The following is a 25,703-nucleotide window of genomic DNA, read 5'->3' as shown; positions in this document are numbered from 1 at the left end:
TCAACCCCGCACAAACCGCATCAGTCGACCCCGGTATTCCGGGCTCCCCGCCTCGGCCATCAGCGGCGTCTCACTGAACTCGAACCCCAGCGCCACCATGCGCTTGCCGAACGCCGCGCGGTTGCCGCGGTTGGGGTCGACGATGAGCAGCTCGCAGCGCGGCAGCGCATGCTTTTCGATGAAGGCCGCCAACGCGCCGCCGTCGTCGCGCTCATAGAGCACGTCGCTGCCGATGATGAGGTCGAAGCGCCCTTGCACGCGTGGCGCGCCACCGTCTGCGATCACGGCGTCTTCGCTCCAGTCGCCATGGCAGTAGCGCATCGGCGCAAGCTCGTTCAGGCGCAAGTTCTCCAGCAGGAAGGCACCGGCCAGCGGGTGAATGTCGCTGGCCGTCACCTCAGCGCCGCGGCGGTGGCAGACCAGGCTCGCCAGGGCCAGGCCGCAGCCGATCTCGAGGATGCGCTCGCCGTCGGTCAGGGGCCGGATCGCCATCGTGGCGGCCAGGTGCAGCCCTGAGGGCCAGACCTGGCCGAACAACGGCCATTGCGCGGGCGAGATGCCCAGGGCCTCGGCCGCACCGGCGGAGTCGGCGAACTGGTCGTTGTCCAGCAGCGAGCGGACCTGCAGATCCGTTGCGCCATTGATGGCGAGTGTCTGGACTTTGATTTCATAGCCGGGCATGAGAGCCCCAGGTGACCTGCGTGTTCGAGCGCAATGCGACACGGGGAGGTCAGCGCCACTGTTTATTCACAGCGGCCGGGCGACAGGCCGGCGGGGCAAGACGGATGCGGCTGCGCAGCGCGCAGCCTTGGCGCCAGTGTAGGCCGCTCAGTTCATCAGGCTGTACGGCCCGCCGCGCTCCAGGGCCTTCTTGTAGGCCGGCCGCGCGTGGATGCGGGCCAGGAAGTCCTTCAGCTTGGGGTAGCTGTCCATCGTGCCCCGCGCCGCCGCGGCTTCGACCGGGAAGCTCATCTGCACATCCGCCGCCGAGAACTCGGCGCCGGCAAACCAAGGCCGCGAAGCCAGCTCGGCTTCGAGGAACTTCAGTTGCGCATCGATATTGGGTTGCACGAAGCTGCCCAGCACCTTGTCGGCAATGCCCTTGGCAATGGGCTTGACGAAGAAGGGCATGGGGGCGCGCTTGATCTTGTTGAAGACCAGCTTCATGACCAGCGGCGGCATGGCCGAGCCTTCGGCGAAGTGCATGAAGTAGCGGTAGTGCAGCAGGTCCTGCTCACCTGTGGGCTTGAGGCGGCCCTGGCCGTGGCGGTCCACCAGGTATTCGAGGATGGCGCCGCTCTCGGCCACCGTCAGGCCGCCCTCGGTGATGACGGGGCTCTTGCCCAGCGGGTGTACCTGGCGCAGCTCGGGCGGTGCCAGCGAGGTCTTGGCGTCGCGCTGGTAGTGCTTGATCTCGTAGGGCAGGCCCAGTTCTTCGAGCAGCCACAGCACGCGCTGCGAGCGGGAGTTGTTGAGGTGGTGGACGGTGATCATGCGTTGCAGTGTAGGCAGCGCTAGCGCGGCACTTCAGCGGCGAGGTCTCGCAGCCTCTGCAGCTGCCAGTCGAACTCAGGCTGGAAGGACTCGCGCTGCTGCACGGCGCCATGGCCGCCCTCGCCGTAGACGCTGGCATAGGCCGCGTACTCGGCCGCGCGCAGCGCCCGGCCGGCCAGCGCGTTGGCGACGGCGTAGGAGGCCGACACCGCGGCATGGCCCACGCCGTCCAGCGAGCGCGAGCCGGGGTGGTGGTTGGCCAGCCGCGCTGCATCGGCGGCCGCCGCCTCCAGCTCTGCCTGCGTGGCGCGGCCGTCCACAAAGCGCCCCAGCACGTCGAGGCAGGCGATGACGTCGGCGTCCTCCAGCAGATGCCGCACCCGCTGCACGCAGGCGAGGCCGAAGCGCAGCCGCAGGCCTTCCTGCGCCGCTGCGTCCAGCGACAGTTCACGGGTCAGGTGGTCGAGGGCGTCGTGCATGCCCGCAGAGTTTAGGCAGGCGGGATTGCGCCGTGTCGATGCATCCGGCTACGCTGCGCTTGCTGCCTCAGGAGGCTTGAATGGCTCAATGGCCCACCTTGGAAATCGCCAAGCTCATCGTCGGCGTGCTGACGCCACTGTCGGTGGCCCTGCTGGGCTGGCTGTTCAGCCGCCAGCTCAAGCGCCTGGACCTCAGCAACTGGACCAACCAGAAGCTCATCGAGAAGCGGCTGGCCATCTATGACGAGATCGCGCCGCGCCTGAACAAGCTGCTGTGCTTCTTCACCTGGGTGGGCTACTGGAAGACGGTCTCGCCCGCCGAAGCCATCCAGGCCAAGCGCGAGCTGGACCGCACCCTCAACATCTACCGGCATGTCTTCGAGGCCGAGGTCTACAAGGCCTACCAGGCCTTCATCGAGGCGCTGTTCGAGACCTACACCGGTGCGGGCCATGACGCGCGCCTGCGCGCCTTGATCTGGGGCCCCGATGGCGACCGCCGCAGCGATTGCGGCTACACCTGGGACGAGGCGTGGACGGCGAGCTTCTCCGAGCCCGGCAGCGCGGCCGGCAAGCCCGAGGTGCGCGCCAGGTACAAGGCCTTGATGGCCGCCCTGACGCGTTCACTGGGCGTGGCCACGCCGGACCCTGCCACGCCCTGAGCGTGTCAGGCCTGGGCCGGCACCTCGTCCGGCGCCAGCAGCCTGCCGAACACCAGCTTGACCACCAGCAGTCCCACGCCGGCGGCGGCCACCAGCACCGCATGCAGGCCCCAGAACTGCGAACCCGGCATGACCTCCAGCAAACCGGCCAGCCAGCCGACGAAGGTGTTGCCGAAGAAGAGGTGCAGGTAGTAGACGCCGATCATGACGCCCTGCAGGCCGCGCGGCGCGGCACGCGAATACAGGGCCAGGCCCACCGGCATGATGTTGGCGAAGCCGATGTCGTTGACCAGCGTGTAGGCAAAGGTCCACAGGATGCTGATCTTGCCGCCGCCGGCCTCCAGCGCAAACGCCGGGATCAGCAGCAGCGCCGGTGCACCGGCCGCCACGAAGGAGCCCAGCGCCATCTTGGTGACTTCATCGGGCTCGGTGCGGCGCGTGGCCCACCAACGCCAGAAGGCCAGCGAGCCCAGCATCGTGATGGTGCTGACCAGGGCGTCCACGGCCTGCAGCCAGGTCACCGGCACCTCGAAGCTGCCCACCATCATGTCCATATGCTGCTGCGACCACAGCGGATAGGCGTTGTTGAACTGCTGGTTGCCGACGATGGACAGCATCAGCACCGGCAGGATGCCGATGAGCAGCGCAACCTGCATCGCGCCGCGGCGGCCCAGTGGCGGGCGGGCCGCGGCCTTGCCGGCTTCGCGCTGGGGTTCCGGCGGCAGCCAGCGGCGGCCGGCCAGGTAGACGAACAGGCCGATCAGCATGCCCACGCCGGCCGAGCCGAAGCCCCAGTGCCAGCCGACCTTCTCGCCCAGCGTGCCGCAGACGATGGGCGCGGCGATGACGGCGATCTGCACGGCCAGCATGAAGATCTGGAAGGCACTCGCCCGGCGCTTGTCTCCCGGCGCGTAGAGGTCGCCCACCTGGGCCGCGATATTGCCCTTGAAGCAACCCACGCCGAGCAGCAGGCAGCCCAGGGCCGGCAGCAGCGCCGTCTCGAAGGCCATCAGGAAGTGGCCGGTGGCCATCAGCAATGCGCCGATGACGACGGTGCGCGTGCGGCCCAGCACGCGGTCGGCCAGCAGGCCGCCGAAGATGGGCGTCAGATAAACCAGGCCCACGTAGAGGCCGAACACCGCGGACGCCAGCTGCTGCGGCGAGCGCGGGCCGGTGACGTTCTCGATGGCATGGCGCAGCGCGTCCATGCCGGCCACGTTGCCGATGTGGGTCGGCAGGAAAAGGTAGTTGCTCAGGTAGAGCACCAGCAGGGCCTGCATGCCGTAGTAGCTGAAGCGCTCCCACAGCTCGCAGAAGGACAGCCAGCCCAGGCCGGCGGGGTGGCCCAGGAAGGATCGGTCGTGGCGGGCGCGTGCGTCGCTTGTGGCGTCGCTGCCCGCGGTCAGGGTGGCGGAGGTCAAGGGGGTGTCCCGTCGAGATGCGAAGAAGAAAACCGCGACTGTCCGTCCCGGGTGACTGTCTGGCAATGGGAATGCCCCGGGCATGACGGGCGTCATGGGCCGGCCCGTCGTTTTCCTTGCTTACGATGCGGCGCATTCATCAAGGGAGAGGCGGCGGCATGGAAAGCTTTGTCACCGAGGAACGCTTCGAGCGCAGCCTGGCGCGGGCGGCTTGGAAAACGCCCCGGCAACTGGCCTCGCTGCGGTCCTGGCGGATTCGGCCGACCGATGAAAAGGCGCTGAAGTTCTTCTTCCACACCCACACGCAGGCCAAGGCCGATTCGTTGGCGGCCGTGCTGAAGGCGCGTGGCCATGACCCGCAGGTGCGCAAGACGGGCGCCTTCGTGGACTGGACCGCCACCTGGCTGGCGGTGGCGTCATGGGTGGTCACCGGCCTCACCCCGCCGTTGCTGATGACGGAAGACGCCCTGCTCGCCTGGACGAAGGAGATGTGCCAGCTCGGCCTGCAGCATGACTGCGAATTCGAGGGATGGTTCGGCGAGACGCCGGACTTTCTGGAAAAGAGCGACGACCACTGGCTGCAAGGGCGCCCCGACGGCACGCTGGATCTGGACATCTATCGCTGGAGCGCCGCCTCGGAGGCCGCGCTGGCGGAGAACGACGTCTACTGGGTCAGCCCCGGTGCCGGCCTGGGTTCGCTGGGGGTGCTGCAACCCTATGCCCACAAGATCCGCGGCCTCAGGAGCCCGTCGGAAGAGCTGAGCCTGGAGGACATCGACCTGCTGCCGGGCCTGGAGCAGATCCATCTGCACAAGGCGCCACCAGCCCATGGCGACTACCGCAAGCTGCCGCGTTTGCGCAACTTCCGCTGCCTGGACGCCGAGAAGCTCAACCCCCAATGGCTGAACAACCCCGCCTTGCGCCGCGTGGAGCTCAGGCGCCCGCGCAAGCTCAAGACGCTGAACGCCCTCGACGGCTGGCAAGGTCTGGAATCCCTCATCCTTTCCGGGGCGCCCTTGACCTCGCTGGAAGGCCTGGCGCCTTTCCAGGCGCTGCGCGAGTTGCGACTGGCGCACTGCCTGAGCCTCACGGACCTCGGCGCGCTGGCCCAGGCCCCAAGCATCGAGATGCTGGAGATTTGCAAGACCCCCAAGGTGCAGAACTTCGAGCCCATCGCAGGGCTGAACCGGCTGCGCTGGACCTTCATCTACAGCCGTGGCGGGACGCTGGCCAGCTACGAGACCTTCAAGCACTGGGCGGAACTGCAGAGCGCCAGCGTGCTGTTGCCGGCGGGCCATGTCGACTTCGAAACGCTCGCGCAGCACCCCACGGTGGCGGAGTTGGTGCTGTACACCCAGCCAGGATTCCAGCTGCCCGGCGAGGATGAGTTGCGCCGCGCGCTGCAGACGCAGGGCAGGCGAGTGCGTAGCGTCTTCCTGCGGCCGAAGGACGAGTGCCCCTCCATCCACGTCACCTTCGAATCGCCCTACTGGCGCTCGCCCGCTGCGCATGAAGGGCATGCGCGCATGTTCGTGGAGTAGCCCGCATGAACACCCCTCCCCGTGTCCTCGTCACCGGCGGCAGCGGCTTCATCGCCGGCGTGCTGATCCGCCAGCTGCTGGCGGCCGGCTGGCAGGTGAACACCACCGTGCGCGACCTGAAGCGCGAAGCGGCCCTGCGCCAGCTGCTGGGCGTGGGCGCCAGCGAGCAGCTGCGCTGCTTTGCCGCCGACCTGATGCTTGACGCCGGCTGGGCCGAGGCGGCCGCCGGCTGCAGCCACATGGCCCATCTCGCCTCACCGCTGCCGGTGGGCGTGCCACGCGACGCCAACGAACTGATCGTTCCCGCCCGCGACGGCGCGCTGCGCGCCCTGAAGGCCGCGCGCGACGCCGGCGTGCAGCGCGTCGTCATGACCTCGTCGGTGGCCGCCATCTCCTATGGCCACGGCCCGGGCGAGCACCATTTCAACGAGGACGACTGGACGCGGCTGCAGACGCCCGGCATCCCGCCCTACATCCAGTCCAAGACCATCGCCGAACGCGCCGCGCGCGACTGGGTGGCGCGCGAGGGCGGCGGGCTGGAGTTCTGCACGGTCAACCCGTCGGTCGTGCTGGGTCCGGTGGCCAGCGCCGACTATTCGGCCAGCGTCGTCATCGTGCAAAGCCTGCTGCGCGGCAAGGTGCCGGCCCTGCCCCATATCGGCTTTGGCATCGTCGACGTGCGCGACGTGGCCGAGTTGCACTGGCGCGCGCTCACCGCGCCCGGCATGGCCGGCGAGCGCTTCATCGCCTGCGGCGGCTTCCTGTGGCTGCGCGAGATCGCGGCTATCCTGCGCGCCGAGCTGGGCGAGCAGGCGCGCAAGGTTCCGACCCTGCAGATGCCCGACTGGGTGGTGCGCCTGCTGGCCAAGGTCAGCCCGACGGTGCGCGCCGCGGCCAGCGAGCTGGGCACCGCGCGGCACCAGGATTCAAGCCATGCGCGGGAAGTGCTGGATTGGGTGCCGCGCCCGCCACGCGAGGCCATCGTGCAGACGGCCCGCGACCTGATCGCGCTGGGTGTCGTCTAGCGGCGCGTGTCGGCAGCCAAGCCAAGCTCGGCCCGCATCGCTTCGCCGACATCGCAATATGCGGCCTTGGCCTTCTGGGCCCGATCGAACTCGAAATACAGCACCGGCCGGCCGATTTCGCCCCCCTCGTTGGCGCGCAGCCGGAAGAAGCGGAAAGTGACTTTGGCCGGCGCGGCAAAACTCTCGCCAAGCTCGCGCTCCGCCAGCACCAGCGCCGCGTCCCGGCCGCGCGCGGCGCGCAGCAGCCGGAAGTCGTGCAGCAGGCAGTCCGCGCCACCCGAGGCGCGCAGCTCCAGGTGCTCGCCCGTCGCATCGAACAGCGGCACGATCTGCCACTGCGGCGCTTGGTCGGCCATCGTGGGCAGCTTGGCGTAAAGCGTCAACACGTCGAAGCCGTGGGCATTGAAGTTCTCGCGATGCGCCAGCACGGCCATGCCTGGCGGCGAGCCGGCCTTCAGGGCGATGTGGTTGATGCCGGGACGCAGCGGCTGAACTCGGTCGGCGGCATGGGCCGCCATAGGCCAGAAGGCTTCGAGCAGCAGGCCCAGTCCGATCGCGGTGCAGTGATATGCAGGCATGGTGCGGCCATTCTGGCCAAGCGCCGCGGAAGAAAACAGCCGGTGCCGCGGTGGATTGCTTCCGCGACGCTGGGCGTCTTCTAGCCGACCACCACTTCGTTGATCTGCACCACCGGCTGCCGGTCCGTGTAGTTGGGGATGTCGCCCCTGATCTCGGGCCCGTGTGGCGCCATCGCGGTCCGGTAGGCCTCGACGCTGTCGAAGAACAGCTCGCAGCCGGCGACGAAGTGGGGAGGCTGATCGGGTGCCGCGACATTGGCCAGGCCGCGGTCGACCGTGTAGCGCAACAAGGCCGACCCCAGCCGCGCCTGCAACAGCGGCATGTGGCGGTCGCGGTAGTAGTCGTGGTCGAAGCGCGTGCCGGGCGCCTGGGGGTAGAGGACGCTGACCTTGATCATGGAAGCCATCTCCGAATGCGATGCGGCAGTGTCATCGCAACCGACGGTCGTTTCGGGGCGCTAGCTCGAAGCCCTTGCACCGCGCCGGGTCGACTGCGGCGGCACGCCGAAGTTGCGCACGAACACCTCGCGCAGATGGCGCCGGTCGCGAAAGCCCGCTTCGCGCGCGACGACCTCCAGCGGGTGGCGGCTCTGCTCGATCATCAGCCGCGCCGCTTCCAGGCGCAGCCCCTCGACGGCTTTGGCCGGTGACTGCCCGGTCTCGGCCGTGAACACGCGGCTGAACTGGCGCGGGCTCAGGTTCGCCACTTCGGCCAGCTCCTCCACCGACAGCGCCTGCTTCAGATGGCCCCGCGCATAGTCCAGCGCCTGCTGGATGCGGTCGGACTTGGGCGCCAGCTCCAGCAGCTCCGAGTGCTGCGACTGCCCGCCCGCGCGGCGCTGCGGCATGACGAGCTTGTGCGCGACGGCACGCGCGACGGCCTCGCCGAGGTCGGCCTCCACCATGGCCAGGGACAGGTCCAGCGCGGCGGTCATGCCGGCGGAGGTCCAGACCGGGCCGTCGATGATGAAGATGCGGTCGTCCTCGACGCGGATGTCGGGATGGCGGGCCTGCATGTCGCGGGAGAAGAGCCAGTGCGTGGTCGCGCGCCGGCCGTCCAGCAGGCCGGCCTCGGCCAGCGCAAAGCCGCCCGTGCACAGGCCGGCGAAGCGGCGTGCATGGCGCGCGGCGCGGCGCAGGAACTTCAGCACCTCGGGCTGGGTCGGCGCGACGATGGGGTCGGAAGCGCCGGCCACCAGCCAGGTGTCGGCCTGCGTGCAGGACGCCAGCGGCCTCGTGCCGATGCGCACGCCACTGGACGAGATCACGTCGCCCCCGGCCACGCTGTAGCAGGCGAAGTCGTAGAACTGCTCCTCGGCCGCGAGGTTGGCGAACTCGAAGACGGCCTGCGTGGCCAGCGCCATCAGCTGGAAGCCATCGCTCAGCACAAAGCCAAGACGGTGCATGTCGGCTCCTTGGAATGCATGTCTCGAAACATGACTGTATACGTCATTTGAGACATGAGCACTCGTCCCCAGAATTCTCCCCACGCCAACCCTCTCGCTTTCGGAGAACCTGTCATGAGCACCACTTCCCCTCTCGGTACCGCCCTGATCACCGGTGCCTCGTCCGGCATCGGTGCCGTCTACGCCGACCGCCTGGCCCGCCGAGGCCACGACCTCGTCCTCGTCGCCCGTGATGGCGCCCGTCTGGATGCGCTGGCCTCGCGCCTTACGGCAGAGACGGGCCGCAAGGTCGACGTCCTCGTCGCCGACCTTGCCCAGGCCGCGCAGCGGGCCCGCGTCGAGCAGCGCCTGCGCGACGACGCCAGCCTGACGCTGCTGGTCAACAACGCCGGCATCGGCACGGCGGCCAAGCTGCTGGAGGCCGACGTCGAGCAGATGACCCACCTGATCGAGCTCAATGTGACGGCGCTGACGCGGCTGACCTATGCCGCCGTGCCCGGCTTCGTCGCGCGCGGCCGGGGTGCGGTCATCAACATCTCGTCCATCGTCAGCATCACGCCCGAGCTGCTGAACGGCGTCTACGGCGGCAGCAAGGCCTTCGTGACGGCCTTCAGCCAGTCCCTGCACCACGAGCTGGCCGCTCAAGGCGTGCGTGTGCAAGCCGTGCTGCCCGGCGCGACGGCGACCGAGTTCTGGGCCCGTGGCGGACTGGCCGTCGAGCATCTGCCCAAGGAGTGGGTCATGTCGGCCGAGGCCCTGGTGGACGCCGCCCTGGTCGGCTTCGACCGCGGCGAGCTCATCACGGTGCCGCCATTGCACGATGAGGCGCCCTTGCTGGCCTATGAGGCGGCGCGGCAGGCGATGTCGGGGCGGTTGTCGAGCAACACGCCGGCGCCGCGCTACGCGGCGGCCTGAGTCAGCCCCGCAGCGCGCGAGCCACGGCGGCGATGGTCATCAGCGCGCCCAGCGGCAACGCCCAGCCGAACACGCCGAACAGGCCCAGCCAGGTCGACTCGTGCCGCAGCGCGAAGCTGACCATGCCGATGCCCATGCCGAAGAGGCCCAGCAGGAACAGCAGCCAGTTGCCGATGGCCCGGCCGGCGTCGCTGACCTCGTCCTTGCCGGAGAACTCCGCGGCCAGCACGGCGATGATCAGCGGCGCGCAGACCGTCAGCATCAGCCAGTTCGGCACGGCATTGCCGTGGCGGCTGTCCCACCGAATCAGCAGCAGGGGCGGGATGCCCAGCAGGATGATGGCGAGGATCCTGCGCATCCCGACCTAGCGTCCCCTTCGCTGCCAGAGCGCCTTCTTGCCCTTGAGCTGCCGCTCGATGCCGTCGTTGAGCCGTGCGCGCAGGTCGATGACCTCTTCCAGGTGGCCGTAGACCTCGGGGAAGCGCAGGTCCAGCCACAGCCACAGCGTGCAGATGCGCAGCGCCTGCTCCATGCGGTCCAGGCGCCCGTGCTGGTCGTACTCGTCGAGGAAATGCGGCTCGCCGGCCTTGCCGGTGCGGGCGTGGTTGGTGGCCCAGCCGTGGAACTGCTCCACCAGCATGGGCAGGCGCGAGTCCACCGGCGCCTGGGCGTAGCGGAAGCGCTCCTGCAGCGGCAGCGCGGCCGCATTGCGGTCCAGGGCCTCGGCCAGTTCCAGCATCTGCTCCAGCTCGGCCACGGCGAAGTGGGCGTCGTCCAGGCGCAGCTGCTGCATGAAGATGCTCAGCACCGCGTGCAGCTTGTCCACGCCCATGCGGCGCGAGATGGTCTGCACATGGCGCCAGTTCGGCGCCACCGGAGCCTTGAAGTCGCGCGGCGCGCGCGGCTCCTTGGGCAGCAGCGAGCGCAGCGTCTTCATCGCGTCGGCCTCGGCCTCCTTCAGCACCGACACGAAGCCCTCGTCGTGCATGCCGTAGCGGCCGGCGCGGCCGGCGATCTGGTGCACCTCGCTGACCGACAGCTCGCGGTCGCCGACGCCGTCGAACTTGGTCAGCGTCGAGAACAGCACGCGGCGGATGGGCAGGTTCAGGCCCATGCCGATGGCGTCGGTCGCGACCAGCACGGCACTCGCGCCGACGGCGAAGCGCTCGGCCTCGCGGCGGCGCACCTCGGGCGGCAGCGCGCCGTAGATGACGCTGACGGCATGGCCGTTCTGCGAGATCTGGTCGCGCAGCATCAGCACGTCGCGGCGGCTGAAGGCGACGACCGCGTCGCCGGCGTGCAGATGCGTCATCGGCACCGGGGCGGGCATCAGCTGCACATGCTGCTTGCGCTCGAAGACGCGCGTCTCCGGCTTCTCGCCGCACAGCTGCAGCAGGCGCTCGATGGCCGGCGCGGCATAGGCCGACGCGATGATGATGAGCTCGCGCGCCGGCACGCCGACGATGGCCTGGGTCCAGGCCCAGCCGCGCGAGTCGTCGAAGATCATCTGTGCTTCGTCGATGACGGCCACGTCGACGATGTCGCGCGTGTTGACCATCTCGATGGTGCTGCTCACGACGCGCGCGTCCGCCGCCGGCACGCTCTCCTCGCCGGTCAGCAGCGAGCAGGGCACGCCGCGGCCTACCAGGCGGTCGCGGCCCTCCAGCGCCAGCAGGCGCAGCGGCGCGAGATAGGCGCCGTCCAGCGCCTGCCCCAGCCGCTCGAAGGCCGAATAGGTCTTGCCGCTGTTGGGCGGGCCGAGATAAAGCGTGACCTTGCGGCCCAGCTTGCGCGCCGCGTCGAAGCTGTCCGGGTAGCCCTGGAAGGCCAGCTCGCGGCCCAGGCTGGCGAGGGTGTCCTGTTCCTCGACCGTCTGCTCCCAGCGGTCCTGGGCCCGCGTCAACGCGGCCTTCAGGTCCTCGTAGGGCATGGGCACGCTGCACTCGGCCTGCAGGCGTGGCAGCAGCGAGGCCAGCTGGCTGCCGTGGCCCATGGCCTCGCTGCGTGCGATCAGGTGGTTGATGTGCAGCGTCAGCTCGGCCTTGTAGGAATACTCGGGCGCCTGGCCCAGGCCGTGCCGCAGCGCGGCCGCATCGCCATCGCGGAAGAAGGCCCAGACCGGCTCTTCGGGCACCGGCACGCGGTGCGACAGGTCGATGCGCCAGCCCTCGTGCACGAGCGTGATCGGGTGCACGCACAGCCGCGTGAACAGCAGGCCTTCGCGGCGCAGGCCCAGGCTCTCCAGCTGGTGCAGGCGCTGCTGCAGCTGCGGGCGCAGCGTGTTGGTCTGCGGCGTGGCTTCGAGCTGGGCCAGGGCTACGGGAATGTGGACCGGCAGGATCCAGCGGCTCGGCCGGCCACCACCGGCGGCCTTGGAGATCTGGATGCAGCCCAGGCGGTCCAGCGACTCGTCGCTGCCGTCGTCGAAATCGTCCGGCACCAGCACCTGGGGCAGGGCATGGGCGGCCTGGCGGATGCGGGCCCAGTCCTCGGGCGCGAGGCTGGCGGGCAGTCGTGCGGCGTGGCGGGGCTGCGGGAGGGGAAAGGCCGGCGCAGGCGGCCGGGATTCGCGGGATTCGGGGGACAGGGACTTCACGGCGGAAGTGGAACACAGGCGCGCCGGGCGGGCCCGCCGGCGCCTTCAGGCCGGGGCGTCGCCTTGCACTTTCGGCGGCGGCGTCGCTGCCGGGCCCTCAGGCTTGTCGGCCACGTCGTCTGGCGGGGAGACGGGCGCTTCTTCTGTCAGCGTCATGAGGATGTCTGCATACCAGGACGCGTTGAGCCCCAGCGACTCGTCGACCGCCAGGTCGCGGTTGCCCATGTCCAGCCGCGTRGAATGGATGCCCAGCAGCAACCAGGGCAGTGCCGTGCGGCCTGGCGCGCGCACGACGACAGGTGCGCCGCTGATGCCGCGATGCGTCCGCGCGTCGGTCAGGAACCAGCCCATGCCCTGGAAGCGCCACCCGTAGGGCGAGGCGACGATGCCCTGGCGCAGCACGGGGAAATGGTGCAGCCCGTCATGAAAGCCGAGCGGAAAGCCCGGGATCAGCACCGCCTCGCCGATGGCGACCGCTTCGTCCGCGGCGGGCAGGTTCTCGGGCGTGAACGCCGCCAGCGCGACCGTGGGGGGCAGGGCGTCGTGGTCGATCTGCAGCACGGCCACGTCGATGTCGCCGCCGTCGTCCCCGCCCTGGCGCCAACTCGCCAGGCCATCGTGGTACAGCAGCGCCGACCAACCGATGGAGTCGGCCAGGTTCTCCGCATCGCCATGCAGCTCGATCTCGATGCGGTCGGGCAGATGGCCGCTTTCTTCGTCGATGAAGACATGGCGGCTGCTGACCAGGTAGAGCCGGTCGTCGCGCCGGAAGAAAAAGCCCGTCGCGTTCGTCAGGCCCTTGCTGCCGTCAAAGGTGGCGATGCGGACGGTCGCCAGCAGCAGGGGATCGATGGTGGGCATGGCGATGGTTGGGCCTCGGGCCAGGCCCGTGGCGCCCTCAGATGGCGGAGCGCGGCGCGGTGCGGGCCAGCAAGGCCTTCAGGTGCTTGCAGACGTTTTCGCCGGTCGTCGTCAGGCGCAGCGTGCCGCCTTGCCATTCCATCCAGTGCATGGCGACGTAGTCGTCGATATAGCCCTCCGCGATCTCGGCCGCGCGTCGCTGCTTGAGCAGGCCGACGGTGGCGAGCAACTCGTCGCGAAGCACGTCGCGTCGGGTTGCGGCGGGGAGCGAGGCAGATGAGGGCATCAAGATCTCCGGAAGACATCAGCACGGACAGACTTCAAGGCGGAGTGGAACACAGGATGAGGACGGGCTGATGTCTGCAGGCTGAATCTCGCCGGCCTGCAGTGCCAGCAGGAGCGCGGTTTGCCTACCCGCCAGTCCCTGTGACAAGCTCCACCGCACCGGAGGTCTGCATGCCACGCGAAATCAAGGTCGTCAGCGAAACCGTCGCCGCGCCGGCGCAGCAGGTCTACGAGTTCGCCCGCCGGCGCGAGAACCTGCACCTCTGGGCCTCGGGCCTGGCGACGGCCGACATCGAACCGGAAGGCGACCACTGGGTGGTGGCCGATTCACCCATGGGCCGCATCCAGATCCGCATGGCGCCGCGCAACGACTTCGGCGTGCTGGACCATGACGTGACGACGCCGGACGGCGTGACCACGCACAACGCTTTCCGCGTCACACCGGTGGATGAGGGCTGTGCGCTGAGCTTCGTCGTGCTGAGGATGGCGGGGGCGAGTGATCAGGCCTTTGAGCAGGATGCGGCGCATGTGCGCAGGGATTTGAGGGCGTTGAAGGCGTTGATGGAGTGCAGCGCTGAGAAGTAGCTGATGACATCAGCGCCAGAACCAAGCGACCAAGGAAGCGATGGCATAGGACGCTCCGAACACACCGCCCGCCAGCGCCTCCGACGGCGAGATTTCAAAGGTTTCCGCTGCGCGGCCGCGCGTCATCTGGACGACGACGTACAGCACCCATGCGGCGAGCTGGGCCACAAAGACTCCGGCCAACCACGAGTGGAGAAGGCAAAGGCTGTCTTGCCTTGTTTGCGGCCCGACCGAAGCAGGCTGCAATCCAACACCTGAGCTGCGCCAATTGCGGCGGCGCAGAGCATCAGAGTCGAGTCGACTTCCATCTGAGATCAGCCTGCAGCTCACACCGGCTTCGGCCGCGTCCCCTCCGACGGATTCGCAATCCACGCCTGCAGTTCCGCCGCGCGTGCATGCTTGGGCGCCAGCTCCAGGAAGGTCTTGTAGGCCGCCGTCGCCTTGCCCTCGTCGCCAGCCAGCAGGCGCGCATCGCCGAGGTTGAGCCAGGCCAGGGACCGGCTGCCGTCCATCTCGACGGCCTTCTCGAACCACACGGCCGCATCGGCCGGCTTGCCGCGCCGGTACAGCACGAAGCCGAGGTTGTTGGCGGCCAGCGCGAACTTCGGTTGCAGCTGTAAAGCCTCCTTGAACGCGGCTTCGGCCTCGTCGTAGCGGCGCTCCCGGTAGAGCTGCAGGCCGCGGTCGTTGGCGCGTTGGGCGGTGACGCGGGCGCCGGGGTCGACGCGGGCGGTGGTGGCGGCCAACGCCTGGTCCTTGCCGTCCAGGCCCTTGATGGTGACCTGAACTGAACTGGCTGCGCCACTGGCCGCAGCGGCCACCTGGCGGCCGGCATTGCTGGCCTCGTCGAGCTTGGCGGCGAACTGGCTGGCCTTGTCGTCGAGCTGGGCCACGGCGCCGCTCAGCGCGGGCTCCTGGGCCACCGGCAGCTCGAAGATGAACTCGCCGCCCTCGCTGCCTGGCAGGCTGCCGAAGGCCGGCGTCTGGTGGGCGATGGACGACACGGCGGGCGCCACATACGCCGCCAGTTCCGTGGCGGTTATGAGGCCGTCGCCGTTCAGGTCGGCCTTGCCGTTCAGGGCCTGCAGCAGCGTCCACGTGAACACCGAATGGCCGCCCGGGCCGTCGTCGGCCACCTGCTGGTCGGCGCCACCGGCCGTCATCATCTGGCGGCCGATGCGGCGGGCGTTGGTGCGGGCGAAGTTGCTGTCGGCCGCCGCCGAGCCGCCCCGCGTCAGGCCGAGACCCGAGTAGCAGGCGTCGATGACGAACAGCGCGTGCTTGGCCGTGATGGCCTCGGCCACTTCCTGCAGTTGGGGCATGGCGATGGCGTCGGTCTGCAGGTCGTTGAGCCCCGCATCCACTGGCACGATATAGCCGACCTCGCGGCCGCTGGGCAGCTTGCGCGTGCTGCCATGGCCGGCGAAGAAGACGAAGACGCGGTCGTCGCGCTTGACGCGCTTCGCATCACCGAAGCGTTCGTTGAGCGCCTTCAGGATGTTGGCGCGCGTGGCCTCGGCGTCGGTCAGCAGCGTGACGTTGTCGGCGCGAAAGCCGAAGCGCGTGACCAGCGACTCACGCACGGCCTGGGCGTCACGCACCGCGTGCGAGAGCTTGGGCCAGGCCGTGTATTGGTTGATGCCGATGACCAGGGCATGACTGTCGCGATACAGCTCGCCAGCGGTGGGAGGCGGCGCGGCGGTGCGCTCCGAGGACACGACGAACTGCCCGTCCTTGAAGCTCGCGAAGCGCCAACCCTCGGCGGCGAGCTGGTCCAGCACCAGCGGCAGGGCCTGCACGGTGCGGGCGTGGATGTCGTGGAAGAGCACGATGCCGCGCTGCTGCTTGTCCAGCTCGGCCATCACGCGCGCGGCAATGCTCTTGGGGATGGGGTCGCTCCAGTCCAGGGAGTCGACGTTCCACATCATCGAGCGCAGCTTCAGCGCCTCGATGGTGGTCAAAGCGCCGTCGTTGCGGGCGCCATAGGGAAACCGAAACAAAGCGTCGCCGTTGCGACCCGCCGCATCCAGCAGCGCCTCCGTGTTGGCGGCTTCTTCCTTGACCTTGACGAGCTCGAACTTGCTCATCAACCCATGCGTGAAGCTGTGGTTGGCGAGCTGGTGGCCGGCGGCCAGCACGCGCTTGGCGACGGCGCTGCCATTGCCCGGCAGCGGCTTGCCGGCGGCGTCGACCTTGCCGAGGTTCTGGCCGAGCTGGAAGAACACGGCCGGGGCTTGATAGCGCTTCAGGATCTCCAGGATCTCGTCGGTGTAACGCGCATGCGGGCCGTCGTCGAAGGTCAGCAGCACGGTCTTGGGCGGCAGCTTGTCGCCAAAGACCTCGCGCTCCTTGGCGGCCACGCCGCGCATGGCGCCAGACGCGGCCGGCTCGGGCGCCAGGTCGGCCGCGGCAGGCAGCTGGGCGCCGTGCTGCTTCATGACGGCATCGCGAGTGTGCAGGGCCTTCAGCTTGGCGACGTAATCGCTCCAGCGCTCGCGCTTCAACTCGATGCCACGCTTGGCAAAGCCGCCGAAGACTTCCTTCAGCTCCTGTTCATAGGCCTTCTCGACCTCGGCCAGCGTGTCCAGATCCTCCTGGGCGCGGCGTGCCAGCTTGATGCCATCCAGCGTCTGCGCGCTTTTCAACCCCGTGGCGAGCTGGCCCAGCACTTCCTTGAAGGCCAGGCGGTCGGCATCGAACCAGCTGGGCTCGCTCTCGATGCGCGTCAGCAGGGCCGCGGTGGCTTCCAGCGACTCCGGCTTCAGCGCGAGATCGGCCAGGCGTTGCTGGCGCTGCAGCAGTTCATGGAAGAGCTGCTGGCCCAGGGCCTGCACCTCGCGGCGTTGGGCGGCTGGCAGCGCGGCCTCGCCGTCCATCAGCACGACGATCTGGCGGTGCAGGGACAGCAGGCCGTCGCCCTCCTCGCGCAGCCTGGCCGTCGCGCTGCTGTCCTGTGCCGCGGAGGCGGCCGGCAACGCGGCGGGCACGTCGGCCAGGCGCTTGTTGCAGCCGGGCAGGGCAAAGGCGGTGGTCAGCAGGGCGAGTGAGATGAGGCGCATTGCGGGGTGAAAAAGTCAGCCGCGAGATTGTGGGGCTGCTGGCGCTGCTGACAGCGACACCCCCCGAGCGCCTGGCCGGCGTCGCCACACAGGCTAAGGTAGCGCCATGAGCGACATCACCCTCTTCCACAACCCCAAGTGCGGCACCTCGCGCAATGTGCTCGCGTTGATCCGCCATGCCGGCCTGGAGCCGCATGTCGTCGAATACATGAACGCGCTGCCGAGCCGCGACGAGATTCGCGCCATCGCCACGGCGACGGGCCAGCCGCTGCGCGCGCTGTTGCGCGACAAGGAAGCCGTGTTCACCGAACTCGGCCTGGGCGACCCGGCCTTGGGCGACGACGCGCTGCTGGATGCGATCGAGCAGCACCCCGTGCTGCTGAACCGCCCCATCGTCGTGACGCCCCTGGGGACCGCGCTGTGCCGGCCGTCCGAGGCGGTGCTGGAGTTGCTGCCCGTCGGGCCGTTGCCGCCGTTCACGAAGAGCGATGGCGAGGTCGTGCACGACAGCGGCAAACGCCGCGGCTGAGCCATGCGCCGCCTTCGCTACAACTGCGCCGCCGCGCTGGACGGTTTCATCGCCGATGCCGAGGGCGGTTATGGCTGGATCGTCGAGGACGCGAGCATCGACTTCGCGGCGCTGTTCGCCGAGTTCGACAGCTTCGTCATGGGCCGCAAGACCTTCGAGGTCATGCTGGCCCAGGGTGATGCCAACCCCTTGCGCGGCAAGCGCGTCATCGTGGCGTCGCGCACCTTGGATCCGAAGGCGCATCCCGAGGTGACCGTCGTGCGCGACGACATTGCCGGCCATGTCGCCGCGTTGAAGGCCGAGGCTTCGCAGCGCGATGTCTGGCTGTTCGGCGGCAGCGAGCTGGCAGGCCAGCTTTTCGAGGCGGGTCTCGTGGACCGCCTCGAAGTGGCCGTCATGCCCGTGCTGCTGAGGCAGGGCATTCCGCTGCTGCCGGCCGGCGCGGCGCAGCGGCTGGCGCTGGTGTCGTCGCGCAGCCTGGCCAGCGGCATCCAGATGCTGGTCTATGACGTCGTGAGCTGAATCACGCCGCCTGCAGCTTCGGGAAGTCCGTCGACGCCGCAAGGTCACGCCACTCAGCCGTCTCGCGCTCGACAAAGGCGTGCTTGTCGGCAATCGCCTGCAGCGTGTCCGTGCCCATGGGCAGGCGCAGCGGCGGCGTCTTGGCGTCCACCAGCGTCAGCATGGCCTGGGCCAGGCGCTCGGGGTCGCCGGGCTGGTTGAGGCTGATGCGCCTGGCGGCCTCGCGCACCTGGCCGGCACTGGCGGCGTAGTCGGCCAGCTCGCGCGGCGATGTGACCAGGGACTGGCCTTCCAGGAACTCGGTGCGGAAATAGCCGGGCTCGACGACGGCGGCATGGATGCCCAGCGGCGCGAGCTCGGCATGCAGGGCCTCGGTGATGCCCTCGACGGCGAACTTGGTCGAGCAGTAGACGCCGAAACCCGCGGCCGAACGGACCCCGCCCAGCGACGAGATGTTGATGACATGGCCGCTGCGGCGCTCGCGCATCTGCGGCAGCACGGCGCGGGTCACGTTGAGTAGGCCGAAGACATTGGTCTCGTACAGGCGGCGCACCTCGTCGGCGCTGGCCTCCTCGACGGCGCCGAGCAGGCCGTAGCCGGCATTGTTGACGAGGACGTCGATGCGACCGAAGCGGGCCAGCGCGGCGGCCGTGGCCCGAGCGGCCTGGGACTCGTCGGTGACGTCCAGGGCCACGGCCAGCAGGCCGGGCTGGGCGCCAAAGCGCTTCTCGATGGTGGCGGCGTCACGGGCCGTCGCGACGACGGCGTCGCCTTGGGCCAGGGCGGCTTCGGCGATGCGTGCGCCGATGCCGCGCGAGGCGCCGGTGATCATCCAGACGCGCTTGAAGTTGGGGGTCGTGGTCATGTGGGGGCTCCTGGGTGTTGAAGGTGGATCGGCCGATGGAGCGAAATTTAGGATCGCGATTGATATTCAACTAGCGCAGAATCTCGTCATTGATTAGCAAGTGAATCGTGACAATGGCATTCAACGAACTGCGCGCCATCACCACCTTCACCAAGGCTGCCGAGCTGGGTAGCCTGCGCCAGGCCGCCGTGGCGCAGGGCATCACGCCGCAGGCGGCCAGCCAGGCGCTGACGCAGCTGGAGAGCTATCTCGGCGTGCGCCTCTTCCACCGCACGACGCGCCGGCTCAGCCTGACGGAGGAGGGCGAGCGCTTTCTCGGCGCCGCCGCGCCCGGCCTGCAGGCGCTGCAGCGCGCGCTGCACGGGGCGCGCCAGGGCCGCGATGTCATCGCCGGGCCACTGCGCATCACGGCCGCGCGCTCGCTGATGCTGCCGGTGCTGTGGCCGGTGCTGGAGGAGTTCTGTGCCCGTCATCCCGATGTCGAACCCGATGTGCAGCTGGACGACCGCATCGGCGACTGGGTGGCGGACCGCGTCGACGTGGGCTTTCGGGCCGGCACGCCGCCGGGCGAGGGGCTGATCGCGCGTCATCTGATGCCGCTGCAGCTCATCGTCTGCGCCGCGCCCGCCTACATCGCCCGCCACGGGGCGCCGCGGAGCATCGACGAGCTGGCGCGCCACCGCTGCAGCGGCTTCCGCCACCCGAGCACGGGCAAGGCCATGCCCTGGGAGTTCCTGGTGGGCGACGAGATCGTCGGGCGCGACGTCGCTTCGATCTTCATGACCAACGACGTCGAGCTGGAGGCCCATGCCGTGGTGGCCGGGCAGTGCATCGGCCAGCTCGTCGGCGCGACCGCGGCGCCGCTGATCCGCAGCGGCCAGCTCGTGCCGCTGCTGACCGAGCATGTCTGCGCCCACCTCGGCCTTTACCTCTACTACGGCAGCCGCGTGGCCCAGCCGGCGCGGGTGCGCGCCTTCATCGACCTCGTCGTCGAGCGCGTGGTGGGCAATCCGGCCTGGGTGGTCAGCCCTCAGGAGCTGGCCGCCGCCGCGCGCAGGCGACGGTGAGCGGGTAACAACCCGACGCGATTCGTAAAGCCTGGGCACATGGCGAAAGCCAACACTGTTGGCGGGGAGGGGTCACGATTGGAGGTTCTCATGAAGTACCCAACCCTGAGTGCATGCGCGGCAGCCCTGGTCCTGGTGGCCTGCGGTGGGGGTGGCGACGATGGCGGTGCGCCGGTCGTCACGACACCGTCCAACAACATCTCGGGCACCCTCGCCCTCAGCCTCACCGACGCGCCAGCCTGCGGCTTCGACCATGTCTATGTGACCGTACAAAAGGTGCGCGTCAACGCCAGCGCCGATGCCAGCGAGGACGGCGCGGGTTGGACGGATCTGACGGTCGGACCGACACAGCGCTTCGACCTGCTGGAGCTGCAGAACGGCGTGCTCGCCAGCCTCGGCCAGGTACCGCTGGCCGTGGGCCATTACGCCCAGCTGCGCCTGGTGCTGGCCGAGAACAGCACGGCCACGCCGCTGGCCAATTCGGTGGTGCCCAGCGGTGGCAGCGAGGTCGCGCTGAAGACGCCCAGCGGCCAGACGAGCGGCCTCAAGCTCAATGCCAACATCGACATCGCGGCCAACCAGCTGGCCGACTTCGTGCTTGACTTTGACGCCTGCAAATCCGTCGTCAGCGCAGGCAACTCGGGGCAATACCTGCTCAAGCCCGTCGTCTCCGTCGTGCCCAATCTGCTGTCGGGCGTCAGCGGCTATGTGGATGCCAGCGTCGCCAATGGCGGCACGGTCGTCAGCCTGCAACAGGGCGGCGTCGTGCTGAAGGCCACCACGCCCGAGGCCAGCGGCCGCTTCGTGCTGGCACCGGTGGCGGCGGGCACTTACGACCTCGTTGTCAAGGCCACATCGCGGGCCACGCTGGTCGTGACGGGCGTGCCGGTGACAGCCAGCGCCGTGACCGCTGTCAGTACCTCGGCCGCGCCGTTGACACCCGTGGCCGCCGTCGACGGCCAGGTTCTGGGCAGCGTGAAGGCTGCCGACGTGGCCGCCACCGCCGGCGTCCGGGCGACCCAGCAACTCAGCGGCGGGCGCGTCGTGACGATCGCCGAGACCCTGTCGGACTCGACCACCGGCGCCTACACGCTGCGCTTGCCGGCCGCGCCGCCTTGGGTGGCAACCTATGCCGCGCCGCCGGCCATGCTGAACTTCATCTCCGGCGCCAGCGGTGTCGATCTGCTCTACACGTTGAATGCCAATCTCAACGGCACGACCCAGGTGATGACCCCGGTGGTGGTGACGGCTGGCGGCGTGACGCCGGTCAATTTCAGCTTCTGATCAGACGACGGCCGGCCTGAGCAGATCCGCGATGCCGATGCGCGCGGCGAATTCCTCGCGCATGCGTTCGGCTACCTCGGTGACGGCGGCCGCGCCGTCGTCCATGAAGTCCACCACCGAGCGGAAAGGTCGCTGGCCATGGGCCAGGCCGACGATGCGCGCGACCTCGTCGGCCACCGCCTGCGGGTCGGCCTCGGGCGGCATCAATGCGGTCAGGCGCGCGCCGATCTGGTCCATCAGGCCGGCGTAGCGCGCATAGGCCGTGGCCTTGGCCGCGTCGGCCGGCTTGCCGGCGTTGGCGAAATGATCCGTGCCGCTGGTGAAGGCGCCGGGCACGACGATGCTGGTCTCGATGCCGAAGCGGGCCAGCTCGAAGCTCATCGTCACGGCCAACGAGTCCATCGCCGCCTTGGCCGCCGCATAGGGGCCGAGGAAGGGCGGGAAGCCGCCGCGCGTCGTCGTGCTGCCTATCCACAGCAGCAGGCCGCGCTGCTGTTCGCGCAGCACTGGCAATGCCGCGCGGTTGACGCGCTGGGCGCCCAGCACATTGGTGTCGAAGACGGCCGTGATTTCCTCCGGCGTGTAGGCCTCGGTCGGCCCGACGACGAGGTGGCCGGCGTTGTGCATGACGACGTCCAGCCGCCCCTGTTCGGCCACGATGGTGGCGACGGCCGCATCGGCGCTGGGCTGCGACAGCACGTCCAGCTCCACGACGCGCAGGTCCAGCCCGCGGGCGAAGCTCCAGTCGCGCAGCTCGCGGGCCTTGTCCGCGTTCTTGGCGGTCACGCCGCGCATGCTGGCGTAGACGGTGTGGCCGGCGGTGGCCAGGGCCAGCGCGCTCAGCTTGCCGATGCCACTGGAGGCGCCGGTGACGAGGATGACTTGTTGGCTCATGCTGCAGTCCTCCTCAGACGATGCCGCCGTTGACGCGCACCGTCTGGCCGTTGACCCAGCCGCCCTGCGGGCCGGCCAGCACGCCGACGATCGTCGCGATGTCCTCGGGTTGGCCCAGGCGCTCCAGCGGCGCCATCTTGGCCAGGCGCTCGACCTGCTCGGGCGTCTTGCCGTTCAGGAACAGATTCGTCGCGGTCGGGCCGGGGGCCACGGCGTTGACGGTGATGTTCTTGCCGCGCAGCTCCTTGGCGAGGATGTTCGTCATCGTCTCGATGGCGCTCTTGGTGGCCGCGTAGACGGCATAGCCCGGCAGGGCCAGACCGATGACGCTGGTCGAGAAATTGATGATGCGGCCGCCGTGGCGCAGGCGCTTGGCCGCCTCGCGCATGGCGAAAAAACTGCCCTTCACATTGATGTCGAAGAGGCGGTCGAAAGTAGCGTCGCTGGTGTTCGCCAGCTGGGGCAGTTCATTGGCCATGGCACCGGCGTTGTTGACGAGGACGTCCACGCCGCCGAAGGCTTCGGTGGCGGCGTCGAACAGCAGCTTGGCCGCGCCCGCGTCGGCCACGTCGGCCTGCACGGCGATGGCGCGGCCGCCACGGTCCACGATCGCATCGACGACCTTTTGCGCTTCAACGGCATTGCCGGCGTAGTTGACGACGACGGCATGGCCATCGGCGGCAAGTTGCTGCGCAATCGCCGCGCCGATGCCGCGCGAGGCGCCGGTGACGATGGCGACGCGGGAAGAGGAAGAAGAAGTGGTGGTGTTGCTCACGGGTGCTCCAGTCGTTGGGGTTGGATGGCAGGACCGGTGGCGGCCCTGTGAGTTCAATGTATTGTTCGAGCTGGTTCGGATAAATCAGCAGAACGAGACATAACAATCCAGTCCATCTAAACAATTGGAGCCAAACGGCCATGGACCGACTCGATGCGATGCGCCTCTTCGTGCGCATCGTCGACCTGGCCAGCTTCACCAAGGCCGCCGACGAGCTGCAGCTGCCGCGCGCCTCGGTCAGCCTGGCCGTGCAGCAGCTGGAGGCGCGCCTGGGCGTGCGCCTGCTCAACCGCACGACGCGCCACGTGAGCCCGACGCTGGACGGCCAGGCCTATCACCTGCGCTGCCAGCAGATCCTGCAGGACGTCGGCGAGGCCGAGGACCTGTTCCGCAGCGCCCAGCTCAAGCCGCGCGGCAAGCTGCGCGTGGACATGCAGGGCAACCAGGCCCAGCGCTTCGTGCTGCCCTATCTCGGCGACTTCCATGCCCGCTACCCCGACGTCGAACTGGAGATCGGCCTGGGCGACCGCTTTGTCGACCTCGTGCGCGAAGGCGTGGACTGCGTGCTGCGCTCGGGCGAGCCCAAGGACTCGTCCATGGTGGGCCGGCGCGTGGCCCAGCTGCGCCAGGTGACGTGTGCCAGCCGCGACTACATCGCCCGCCGTGGCCTGCCGCGCACGCTGGAGGAGTTCGCCAAYGAGCACCAGGCCGTCAACTACATCGGCGGCAGCGGCCGCATCCTGCCCTTCGATTTCGTCATCGACGGCCAGCCGCACAGCCTGGTGCTGCGCGGCCCGGTCAGCGTCAACAGCGCGTCAGGCTATGGCGCCTGCTGCCTCGCCGGCCTGGGCTTCATCCAGGCGCCGCGCTACAACTTTGAAAAGGAGCTGGCGAGCGGCGAGCTGGTCGAGGTGTTTGCCGACTGGCAGCCGGCACCGATGCCGGTCTATGTGCTGTATCCCCATGCCAGGCAGCTGTCGTCGCGGGTGAGGGTGTTTGTGGACTGGCTGGCGGAGAGGATGGCGGCGGCGAGCTGAGCGGCGGGCGAACTACTAGGATGCGTGTTGCCGGGGCGATCCTGGCAAGGGGAGCCTTCCATGCCGATCTCTTGCACTCGCTTTGATCCGTGGCGCCGCTGCGGTCGCCTCGTCGCGCTGGTCGCCGCCGGTCTGCTGGGCCAGTCGATCGGCTGGGCCGCCGAGGCGGAAGACCCAGTGATCGCCGAGGTCAAGGCCCGCGATGCCGAGCTGTCCACGGCGCATGGGCGCGGTGACATGGCCACCTATCTGCAGGGCCTGTCCAAGCGCTATGTCTACACCGACGTTGGCGGCCGCCGCGTCACGGCCGCGCAGCTGGCGATCCGGCGCGGCAACGACCAGCTTCGCCAGGTCGCGTCCGAGACGCTGGAGGAAGAGAGCCTGCGGGTGTCGGACAGCGTGGTGCTGCTCAGCGGCCTGGAGCGCGGCAGCTTCACCTACTTCGGCGGCCTGCCCCGGCAGGGCAGCACGCGCTGGACGGCGTTGTGGGCGCGTGAAGAGGATGGCCAATGGCGGCTCGTCGCCGAGACCGCGACGCCGGTGACGGGTGATGGCGGCCTGCCCTTCATCGCCGCCAGGCAGCCCGAGGCCGCGGTGCGGTCCCGCCAGGGTGCATGGCAGCTGGACTTGCCTCAACCCATGCGGCTACACCTGATCGCCGAGGGCGGACGATTGATAGGCACCTTGGAAGGCCAGTCGATCAAGCTGACCTTTGTGCCGGCCTCGCCGACGCACTACTTCGCCCTGGAGCGCCCGTTCGAACTGCGCTTCGCGAGTGATCGCCAGAAGCTCACTCTCGTCACCTGGGGCATCGAGACGGCCGCCCGGCGCGTGAAGCCGTCCCGCTGATCGTCAGCTGCCCGAACCCGCCACCGCCCTGAACAGCCGGATCGCCGTCTCCGCCGCCGGCGCCAGCGTGCGGCCGCGCAGCCAGACGGCGTGGGCGTCCACGTAGAGATCGCCGAAGGTCTTCACGCCGCGCAGCGGCTGCAGGCCCAGTTCGATGGCCGTGGGCAGGGCGCGTGGCAGCAGCGCCAGCATGTCGCCGTCGGCCGCCAGCCGCGCCAGCGTGGTGACGTCATCGCATTCGACGACGACCGGCAGCTCGCCCGGGCTGGCGAAGCCCAGACCCTGAGCGATGTAGACAAAGAGCTGCGGTGACGTGGACACGACACCGAGTCCGAAGCGCGTCAGGTCCGCCGTCGTCACGCTCGCCGCGCCCARCAGCGGGTGGCCCTCACGAACGTAGACGCCGCCGTAGATCTGGGCCACTGGCGCCATCTCCAGCCGGCTCGCGTCGGTCAGCATGCGCCGGTCGGCAACGAAGAACTCGATGGCCTCGTCGGTCAGCAGCGTCAGCAGGCTGGGCACATTGCCGTAGCGCACGCGGGCGACGACGCCCGGCGCCTGGCGGCGCAACTCGGCCAGCAGCGGCGGCACCAGCACGGCCGCCGGCACGGGCCCGGCGCCAAAGGCCAACTCGCCCAGCAAGCCGCCGCGCAGCAGCTCGGCATCGCGCTCCAGGCAGTCGGCATCGAAGACCAGGCGGCGCGCGCGCTCCACCAGCGTGCGGCCGGCCGGCGTCAGTACGGCGCCCAGCGGACCGCGCTCGAACAGGCGCAGGCCCCAGTCGGCTTCGAGGGCCTGGATGCTGCGGCTGAAAGCGGCCTGGCTCAGGTGCACGCGCTCCGCCGCGGCGACGAAGCGGCCCTCGTCGGCCAGCGCGATCAGGTGGGAGAGCTGGCGCAGATTCACTATGCGCTCCACGCAATGAATGCCGACTAATTATGCGTTGGACGTAATACCCGCCGGCTTTCATCCTTCGC

At 69.2% G+C, this 25,703-nt stretch carries 28 protein-coding genes; 11 read left to right on the top strand and 17 right to left on the bottom strand.

Annotation, left to right across the window (positions count from 1 at the left end; genetic code table 11):
• The 3 genes from AC1D2H_RS06565 to AC1D2H_RS06555 all read right to left on the bottom strand — a co-directional run bounded on the left by AC1D2H_RS06565 (position 1) and on the right by AC1D2H_RS06555 (position 1,973).
• Positions 1-681, bottom strand: a complete 681-nt coding sequence (locus AC1D2H_RS06565; protein WP_477929138.1) for a class I SAM-dependent methyltransferase — start codon at positions 679-681, stop codon at positions 1-3.
• A 147-nt stretch (positions 682-828) separates the two neighbouring features.
• Positions 829-1,494: a glutathione S-transferase family protein gene (locus tag AC1D2H_RS06560; protein ID WP_477929137.1), complete on the bottom strand. Its 666-nt coding sequence runs from the start codon at positions 1,492-1,494 to the stop codon at positions 829-831.
• Positions 1,495-1,514: 20 nt separating this feature from the next.
• Positions 1,515-1,973 carry a hypothetical protein gene (locus AC1D2H_RS06555; RefSeq protein ID WP_478010351.1) on the bottom strand — a complete coding sequence of 153 codons (459 nt, stop codon included), beginning with the start codon at positions 1,971-1,973 and terminating at the stop codon, positions 1,515-1,517.
• An 80-nt stretch (positions 1,974-2,053) separates the two neighbouring features.
• Here AC1D2H_RS06555 and AC1D2H_RS06550 point away from each other — a divergent pair, with 80 nt between their 5' ends.
• On the top strand, positions 2,054-2,632 hold the full coding sequence (locus tag AC1D2H_RS06550; RefSeq protein WP_477929134.1) for a hypothetical protein: 579 nt from the start codon (positions 2,054-2,056) through the stop codon (positions 2,630-2,632).
• A 5-nt stretch (positions 2,633-2,637) separates the two neighbouring features.
• On the opposite strand, the gene AC1D2H_RS06545 is transcribed toward AC1D2H_RS06550, so the two are convergent.
• The gene (locus tag AC1D2H_RS06545; protein ID WP_478010350.1) at positions 2,638-4,053 is read right to left on the bottom strand and encodes a peptide MFS transporter; all 1,416 of its coding nucleotides are present in this window, start codon (positions 4,051-4,053) and stop codon (positions 2,638-2,640) included.
• A 158-nt stretch (positions 4,054-4,211) separates the two neighbouring features.
• Between AC1D2H_RS06545 and AC1D2H_RS06540 the strand changes: the two genes are divergently transcribed.
• The gene (locus tag AC1D2H_RS06540; protein WP_478010349.1) at positions 4,212-5,594 is read left to right on the top strand and encodes a hypothetical protein; all 1,383 of its coding nucleotides are present in this window, start codon (positions 4,212-4,214) and stop codon (positions 5,592-5,594) included.
• Between the two features lie 5 nt (positions 5,595-5,599).
• The gene (locus AC1D2H_RS06535; protein WP_478010348.1) at positions 5,600-6,619 is read left to right on the top strand and encodes an NAD-dependent epimerase/dehydratase family protein; all 1,020 of its coding nucleotides are present in this window, start codon (positions 5,600-5,602) and stop codon (positions 6,617-6,619) included.
• On the opposite strand, the gene AC1D2H_RS06530 is transcribed toward AC1D2H_RS06535, so the two are convergent.
• The 3 genes from AC1D2H_RS06530 to AC1D2H_RS06520 form a co-directional block, all read right to left on the bottom strand.
• Positions 6,616-7,197: a hypothetical protein gene (locus tag AC1D2H_RS06530; protein WP_478010347.1), complete on the bottom strand. Its 582-nt coding sequence runs from the start codon at positions 7,195-7,197 to the stop codon at positions 6,616-6,618. The genes AC1D2H_RS06535 and AC1D2H_RS06530 overlap by 4 nt on opposite strands.
• An 80-nt stretch (positions 7,198-7,277) precedes the next feature.
• Positions 7,278-7,595 (bottom strand): EthD family reductase, encoded by a 318-nt coding sequence (locus AC1D2H_RS06525; protein WP_478010346.1) that lies wholly within the window; start codon positions 7,593-7,595, stop codon positions 7,278-7,280.
• 60 nt (positions 7,596-7,655) lie between these two features.
• On the bottom strand, positions 7,656-8,603 hold the full coding sequence (locus AC1D2H_RS06520) for a GlxA family transcriptional regulator (RefSeq protein WP_477929124.1): 948 nt from the start codon (positions 8,601-8,603) through the stop codon (positions 7,656-7,658).
• A gap of 114 nt (positions 8,604-8,717) precedes the next feature.
• Here AC1D2H_RS06520 and AC1D2H_RS06515 point away from each other — a divergent pair, with 114 nt between their 5' ends.
• Entirely contained in the window at positions 8,718-9,518 is an 801-nt protein-coding gene (locus AC1D2H_RS06515; protein WP_478010345.1) for an SDR family NAD(P)-dependent oxidoreductase, read from the top strand.
• Position 9,519: 1 nt separating this feature from the next.
• On the opposite strand, the gene AC1D2H_RS06510 is transcribed toward AC1D2H_RS06515, so the two are convergent.
• Genes AC1D2H_RS06510 through AC1D2H_RS06495 form a run of 4 tightly spaced genes read right to left on the bottom strand, consistent with a single transcriptional unit; the run spans position 9,520 to position 13,261 of the window.
• Positions 9,520-9,876 (bottom strand): hypothetical protein, encoded by a 357-nt coding sequence (locus tag AC1D2H_RS06510; protein WP_478010344.1) that lies wholly within the window; start codon positions 9,874-9,876, stop codon positions 9,520-9,522.
• Between the two features lie 6 nt (positions 9,877-9,882).
• Entirely contained in the window at positions 9,883-12,114 is a 2,232-nt protein-coding gene (locus AC1D2H_RS06505; RefSeq protein WP_477929119.1) for a helicase-related protein, read from the bottom strand.
• A gap of 45 nt (positions 12,115-12,159) precedes the next feature.
• Positions 12,160-12,975 carry a S1 family peptidase gene (locus AC1D2H_RS06500; RefSeq protein WP_478010343.1) on the bottom strand — a complete coding sequence of 272 codons (816 nt, stop codon included), beginning with the start codon at positions 12,973-12,975 and terminating at the stop codon, positions 12,160-12,162.
• A gap of 37 nt (positions 12,976-13,012) precedes the next feature.
• Positions 13,013-13,261 carry a hypothetical protein gene (locus tag AC1D2H_RS06495; RefSeq protein ID WP_477929115.1) on the bottom strand — a complete coding sequence of 83 codons (249 nt, stop codon included), beginning with the start codon at positions 13,259-13,261 and terminating at the stop codon, positions 13,013-13,015.
• Between the two features lie 170 nt (positions 13,262-13,431).
• Between AC1D2H_RS06495 and AC1D2H_RS06490 the strand changes: the two genes are divergently transcribed.
• Positions 13,432-13,845: an SRPBCC family protein gene (locus AC1D2H_RS06490; RefSeq protein ID WP_478010342.1), complete on the top strand. Its 414-nt coding sequence runs from the start codon at positions 13,432-13,434 to the stop codon at positions 13,843-13,845.
• 9 nt (positions 13,846-13,854) lie between these two features.
• Here the strand turns inward: AC1D2H_RS06490 and AC1D2H_RS06485 are convergent, their stop codons facing one another.
• Both AC1D2H_RS06485 and AC1D2H_RS06480 read right to left on the bottom strand, forming a co-directional pair.
• A complete protein-coding gene (locus AC1D2H_RS06485; RefSeq protein WP_478010341.1) occupies positions 13,855-14,013 on the bottom strand; it encodes a hypothetical protein in 159 nt (52 codons plus the stop codon).
• 158 nt (positions 14,014-14,171) lie between these two features.
• Complete coding sequence (locus AC1D2H_RS06480) at positions 14,172-16,904, bottom strand: polysaccharide deacetylase family protein (protein WP_478010340.1); 2,733 nt, start codon at positions 16,902-16,904, stop codon at positions 14,172-14,174.
• A gap of 106 nt (positions 16,905-17,010) precedes the next feature.
• Between AC1D2H_RS06480 and arsC the strand changes: the two genes are divergently transcribed.
• Both arsC and AC1D2H_RS06470 read left to right on the top strand, forming a co-directional pair.
• Positions 17,011-17,433, top strand: coding sequence for an arsenate reductase (glutaredoxin) (gene arsC / locus AC1D2H_RS06475; protein ID WP_477929107.1), 423 nt, complete (start codon positions 17,011-17,013; stop codon positions 17,431-17,433).
• A gap of 3 nt (positions 17,434-17,436) precedes the next feature.
• On the top strand, positions 17,437-17,955 hold the full coding sequence (locus AC1D2H_RS06470) for a dihydrofolate reductase family protein (protein ID WP_478010339.1): 519 nt from the start codon (positions 17,437-17,439) through the stop codon (positions 17,953-17,955).
• 1 nt (position 17,956) lies between these two features.
• Here the strand turns inward: AC1D2H_RS06470 and AC1D2H_RS06465 are convergent, their stop codons facing one another.
• On the bottom strand, positions 17,957-18,820 hold the full coding sequence (locus AC1D2H_RS06465) for an oxidoreductase (RefSeq protein WP_478010338.1): 864 nt from the start codon (positions 18,818-18,820) through the stop codon (positions 17,957-17,959).
• Positions 18,821-18,933: 113 nt separating this feature from the next.
• Between AC1D2H_RS06465 and AC1D2H_RS06460 the strand changes: the two genes are divergently transcribed.
• Together AC1D2H_RS06460 and AC1D2H_RS06455 are read left to right on the top strand one after the other, a co-directional pair.
• On the top strand, positions 18,934-19,887 hold the full coding sequence (locus AC1D2H_RS06460) for a LysR family transcriptional regulator (RefSeq protein ID WP_478010337.1): 954 nt from the start codon (positions 18,934-18,936) through the stop codon (positions 19,885-19,887).
• 90 nt (positions 19,888-19,977) lie between these two features.
• Entirely contained in the window at positions 19,978-21,171 is a 1,194-nt protein-coding gene (locus AC1D2H_RS06455; protein ID WP_477929101.1) for a DUF4382 domain-containing protein, read from the top strand.
• On the opposite strand, the gene AC1D2H_RS06450 is transcribed toward AC1D2H_RS06455, so the two are convergent.
• Complete coding sequence (locus AC1D2H_RS06450; protein WP_477929099.1) at positions 21,172-22,065, bottom strand: SDR family oxidoreductase; 894 nt, start codon at positions 22,063-22,065, stop codon at positions 21,172-21,174.
• A gap of 13 nt (positions 22,066-22,078) precedes the next feature.
• Positions 22,079-22,840: an SDR family oxidoreductase gene (locus tag AC1D2H_RS06445; RefSeq protein WP_478010336.1), complete on the bottom strand. Its 762-nt coding sequence runs from the start codon at positions 22,838-22,840 to the stop codon at positions 22,079-22,081.
• 140 nt (positions 22,841-22,980) lie between these two features.
• On the opposite strand from AC1D2H_RS06445, the gene AC1D2H_RS06440 reads away from it, so the two are divergent.
• Together AC1D2H_RS06440 and AC1D2H_RS06435 are read left to right on the top strand one after the other, a co-directional pair.
• Positions 22,981-23,877 carry a LysR family transcriptional regulator gene (locus AC1D2H_RS06440; RefSeq protein WP_478010335.1) on the top strand — a complete coding sequence of 299 codons (897 nt, stop codon included), beginning with the start codon at positions 22,981-22,983 and terminating at the stop codon, positions 23,875-23,877.
• A 60-nt stretch (positions 23,878-23,937) separates the two neighbouring features.
• Positions 23,938-24,726, top strand: coding sequence for a YybH family protein (locus AC1D2H_RS06435; RefSeq protein ID WP_478010334.1), 789 nt, complete (start codon positions 23,938-23,940; stop codon positions 24,724-24,726).
• A 3-nt stretch (positions 24,727-24,729) separates the two neighbouring features.
• On the opposite strand, the gene AC1D2H_RS06430 is transcribed toward AC1D2H_RS06435, so the two are convergent.
• Positions 24,730-25,632 (bottom strand): LysR family transcriptional regulator, encoded by a 903-nt coding sequence (locus AC1D2H_RS06430; protein WP_478010333.1) that lies wholly within the window; start codon positions 25,630-25,632, stop codon positions 24,730-24,732.
• Positions 25,633-25,703 lie beyond the last annotated feature (71 nt).

The organism is Roseateles sp. P1_C1_2 (genome assembly GCF_056406535.1).
The sequence above is the reverse complement of the archived record's forward strand: the minus strand, read 5'-3'. Positions and strand labels throughout refer to the sequence as shown.

Excerpts from the sequence above, each read along its gene's own strand:
- AC1D2H_RS06565 (WP_477929138.1), bottom strand. The coding sequence starts at position 681 with ATGCCCGGCTATGAAATCAAAGTCCAGACACTCGCCATCAATGGCGCA.
- AC1D2H_RS06560 (WP_477929137.1), bottom strand. The coding sequence starts at position 1,494 with ATGATCACCGTCCACCACCTCAACAACTCCCGCTCGCAGCGCGTGCTG.
- AC1D2H_RS06555 (WP_478010351.1), bottom strand. The coding sequence starts at position 1,973 with ATGCACGACGCCCTCGACCACCTGACCCGTGAACTGTCGCTGGACGCA.
- AC1D2H_RS06550 (WP_477929134.1), top strand. The coding sequence starts at position 2,054 with ATGGCTCAATGGCCCACCTTGGAAATCGCCAAGCTCATCGTCGGCGTG.
- AC1D2H_RS06540 (WP_478010349.1), top strand. The coding sequence starts at position 4,212 with ATGGAAAGCTTTGTCACCGAGGAACGCTTCGAGCGCAGCCTGGCGCGG.
- AC1D2H_RS06535 (WP_478010348.1), top strand. The coding sequence starts at position 5,600 with ATGAACACCCCTCCCCGTGTCCTCGTCACCGGCGGCAGCGGCTTCATC.
- AC1D2H_RS06530 (WP_478010347.1), bottom strand. The coding sequence starts at position 7,197 with ATGCCTGCATATCACTGCACCGCGATCGGACTGGGCCTGCTGCTCGAA.
- AC1D2H_RS06525 (WP_478010346.1), bottom strand. The coding sequence starts at position 7,595 with ATGATCAAGGTCAGCGTCCTCTACCCCCAGGCGCCCGGCACGCGCTTC.
- AC1D2H_RS06520 (WP_477929124.1), bottom strand. The coding sequence starts at position 8,603 with ATGCACCGTCTTGGCTTTGTGCTGAGCGATGGCTTCCAGCTGATGGCG.
- AC1D2H_RS06515 (WP_478010345.1), top strand. The coding sequence starts at position 8,718 with ATGAGCACCACTTCCCCTCTCGGTACCGCCCTGATCACCGGTGCCTCG.
- AC1D2H_RS06510 (WP_478010344.1), bottom strand. The coding sequence starts at position 9,876 with ATGCGCAGGATCCTCGCCATCATCCTGCTGGGCATCCCGCCCCTGCTG.
- AC1D2H_RS06495 (WP_477929115.1), bottom strand. The coding sequence starts at position 13,261 with ATGCCCTCATCTGCCTCGCTCCCCGCCGCAACCCGACGCGACGTGCTT.
- AC1D2H_RS06490 (WP_478010342.1), top strand. The coding sequence starts at position 13,432 with ATGCCACGCGAAATCAAGGTCGTCAGCGAAACCGTCGCCGCGCCGGCG.
- AC1D2H_RS06480 (WP_478010340.1), bottom strand. The coding sequence starts at position 16,904 with ATGCGCCTCATCTCACTCGCCCTGCTGACCACCGCCTTTGCCCTGCCC.
- arsC (WP_477929107.1), top strand. The coding sequence starts at position 17,011 with ATGAGCGACATCACCCTCTTCCACAACCCCAAGTGCGGCACCTCGCGC.
- AC1D2H_RS06470 (WP_478010339.1), top strand. The coding sequence starts at position 17,437 with ATGCGCCGCCTTCGCTACAACTGCGCCGCCGCGCTGGACGGTTTCATC.
- AC1D2H_RS06465 (WP_478010338.1), bottom strand. The coding sequence starts at position 18,820 with ATGACCACGACCCCCAACTTCAAGCGCGTCTGGATGATCACCGGCGCC.
- AC1D2H_RS06460 (WP_478010337.1), top strand. The coding sequence starts at position 18,934 with ATGGCATTCAACGAACTGCGCGCCATCACCACCTTCACCAAGGCTGCC.
- AC1D2H_RS06455 (WP_477929101.1), top strand. The coding sequence starts at position 19,978 with ATGAAGTACCCAACCCTGAGTGCATGCGCGGCAGCCCTGGTCCTGGTG.
- AC1D2H_RS06450 (WP_477929099.1), bottom strand. The coding sequence starts at position 22,065 with ATGAGCCAACAAGTCATCCTCGTCACCGGCGCCTCCAGTGGCATCGGC.
- AC1D2H_RS06435 (WP_478010334.1), top strand. The coding sequence starts at position 23,938 with ATGCCGATCTCTTGCACTCGCTTTGATCCGTGGCGCCGCTGCGGTCGC.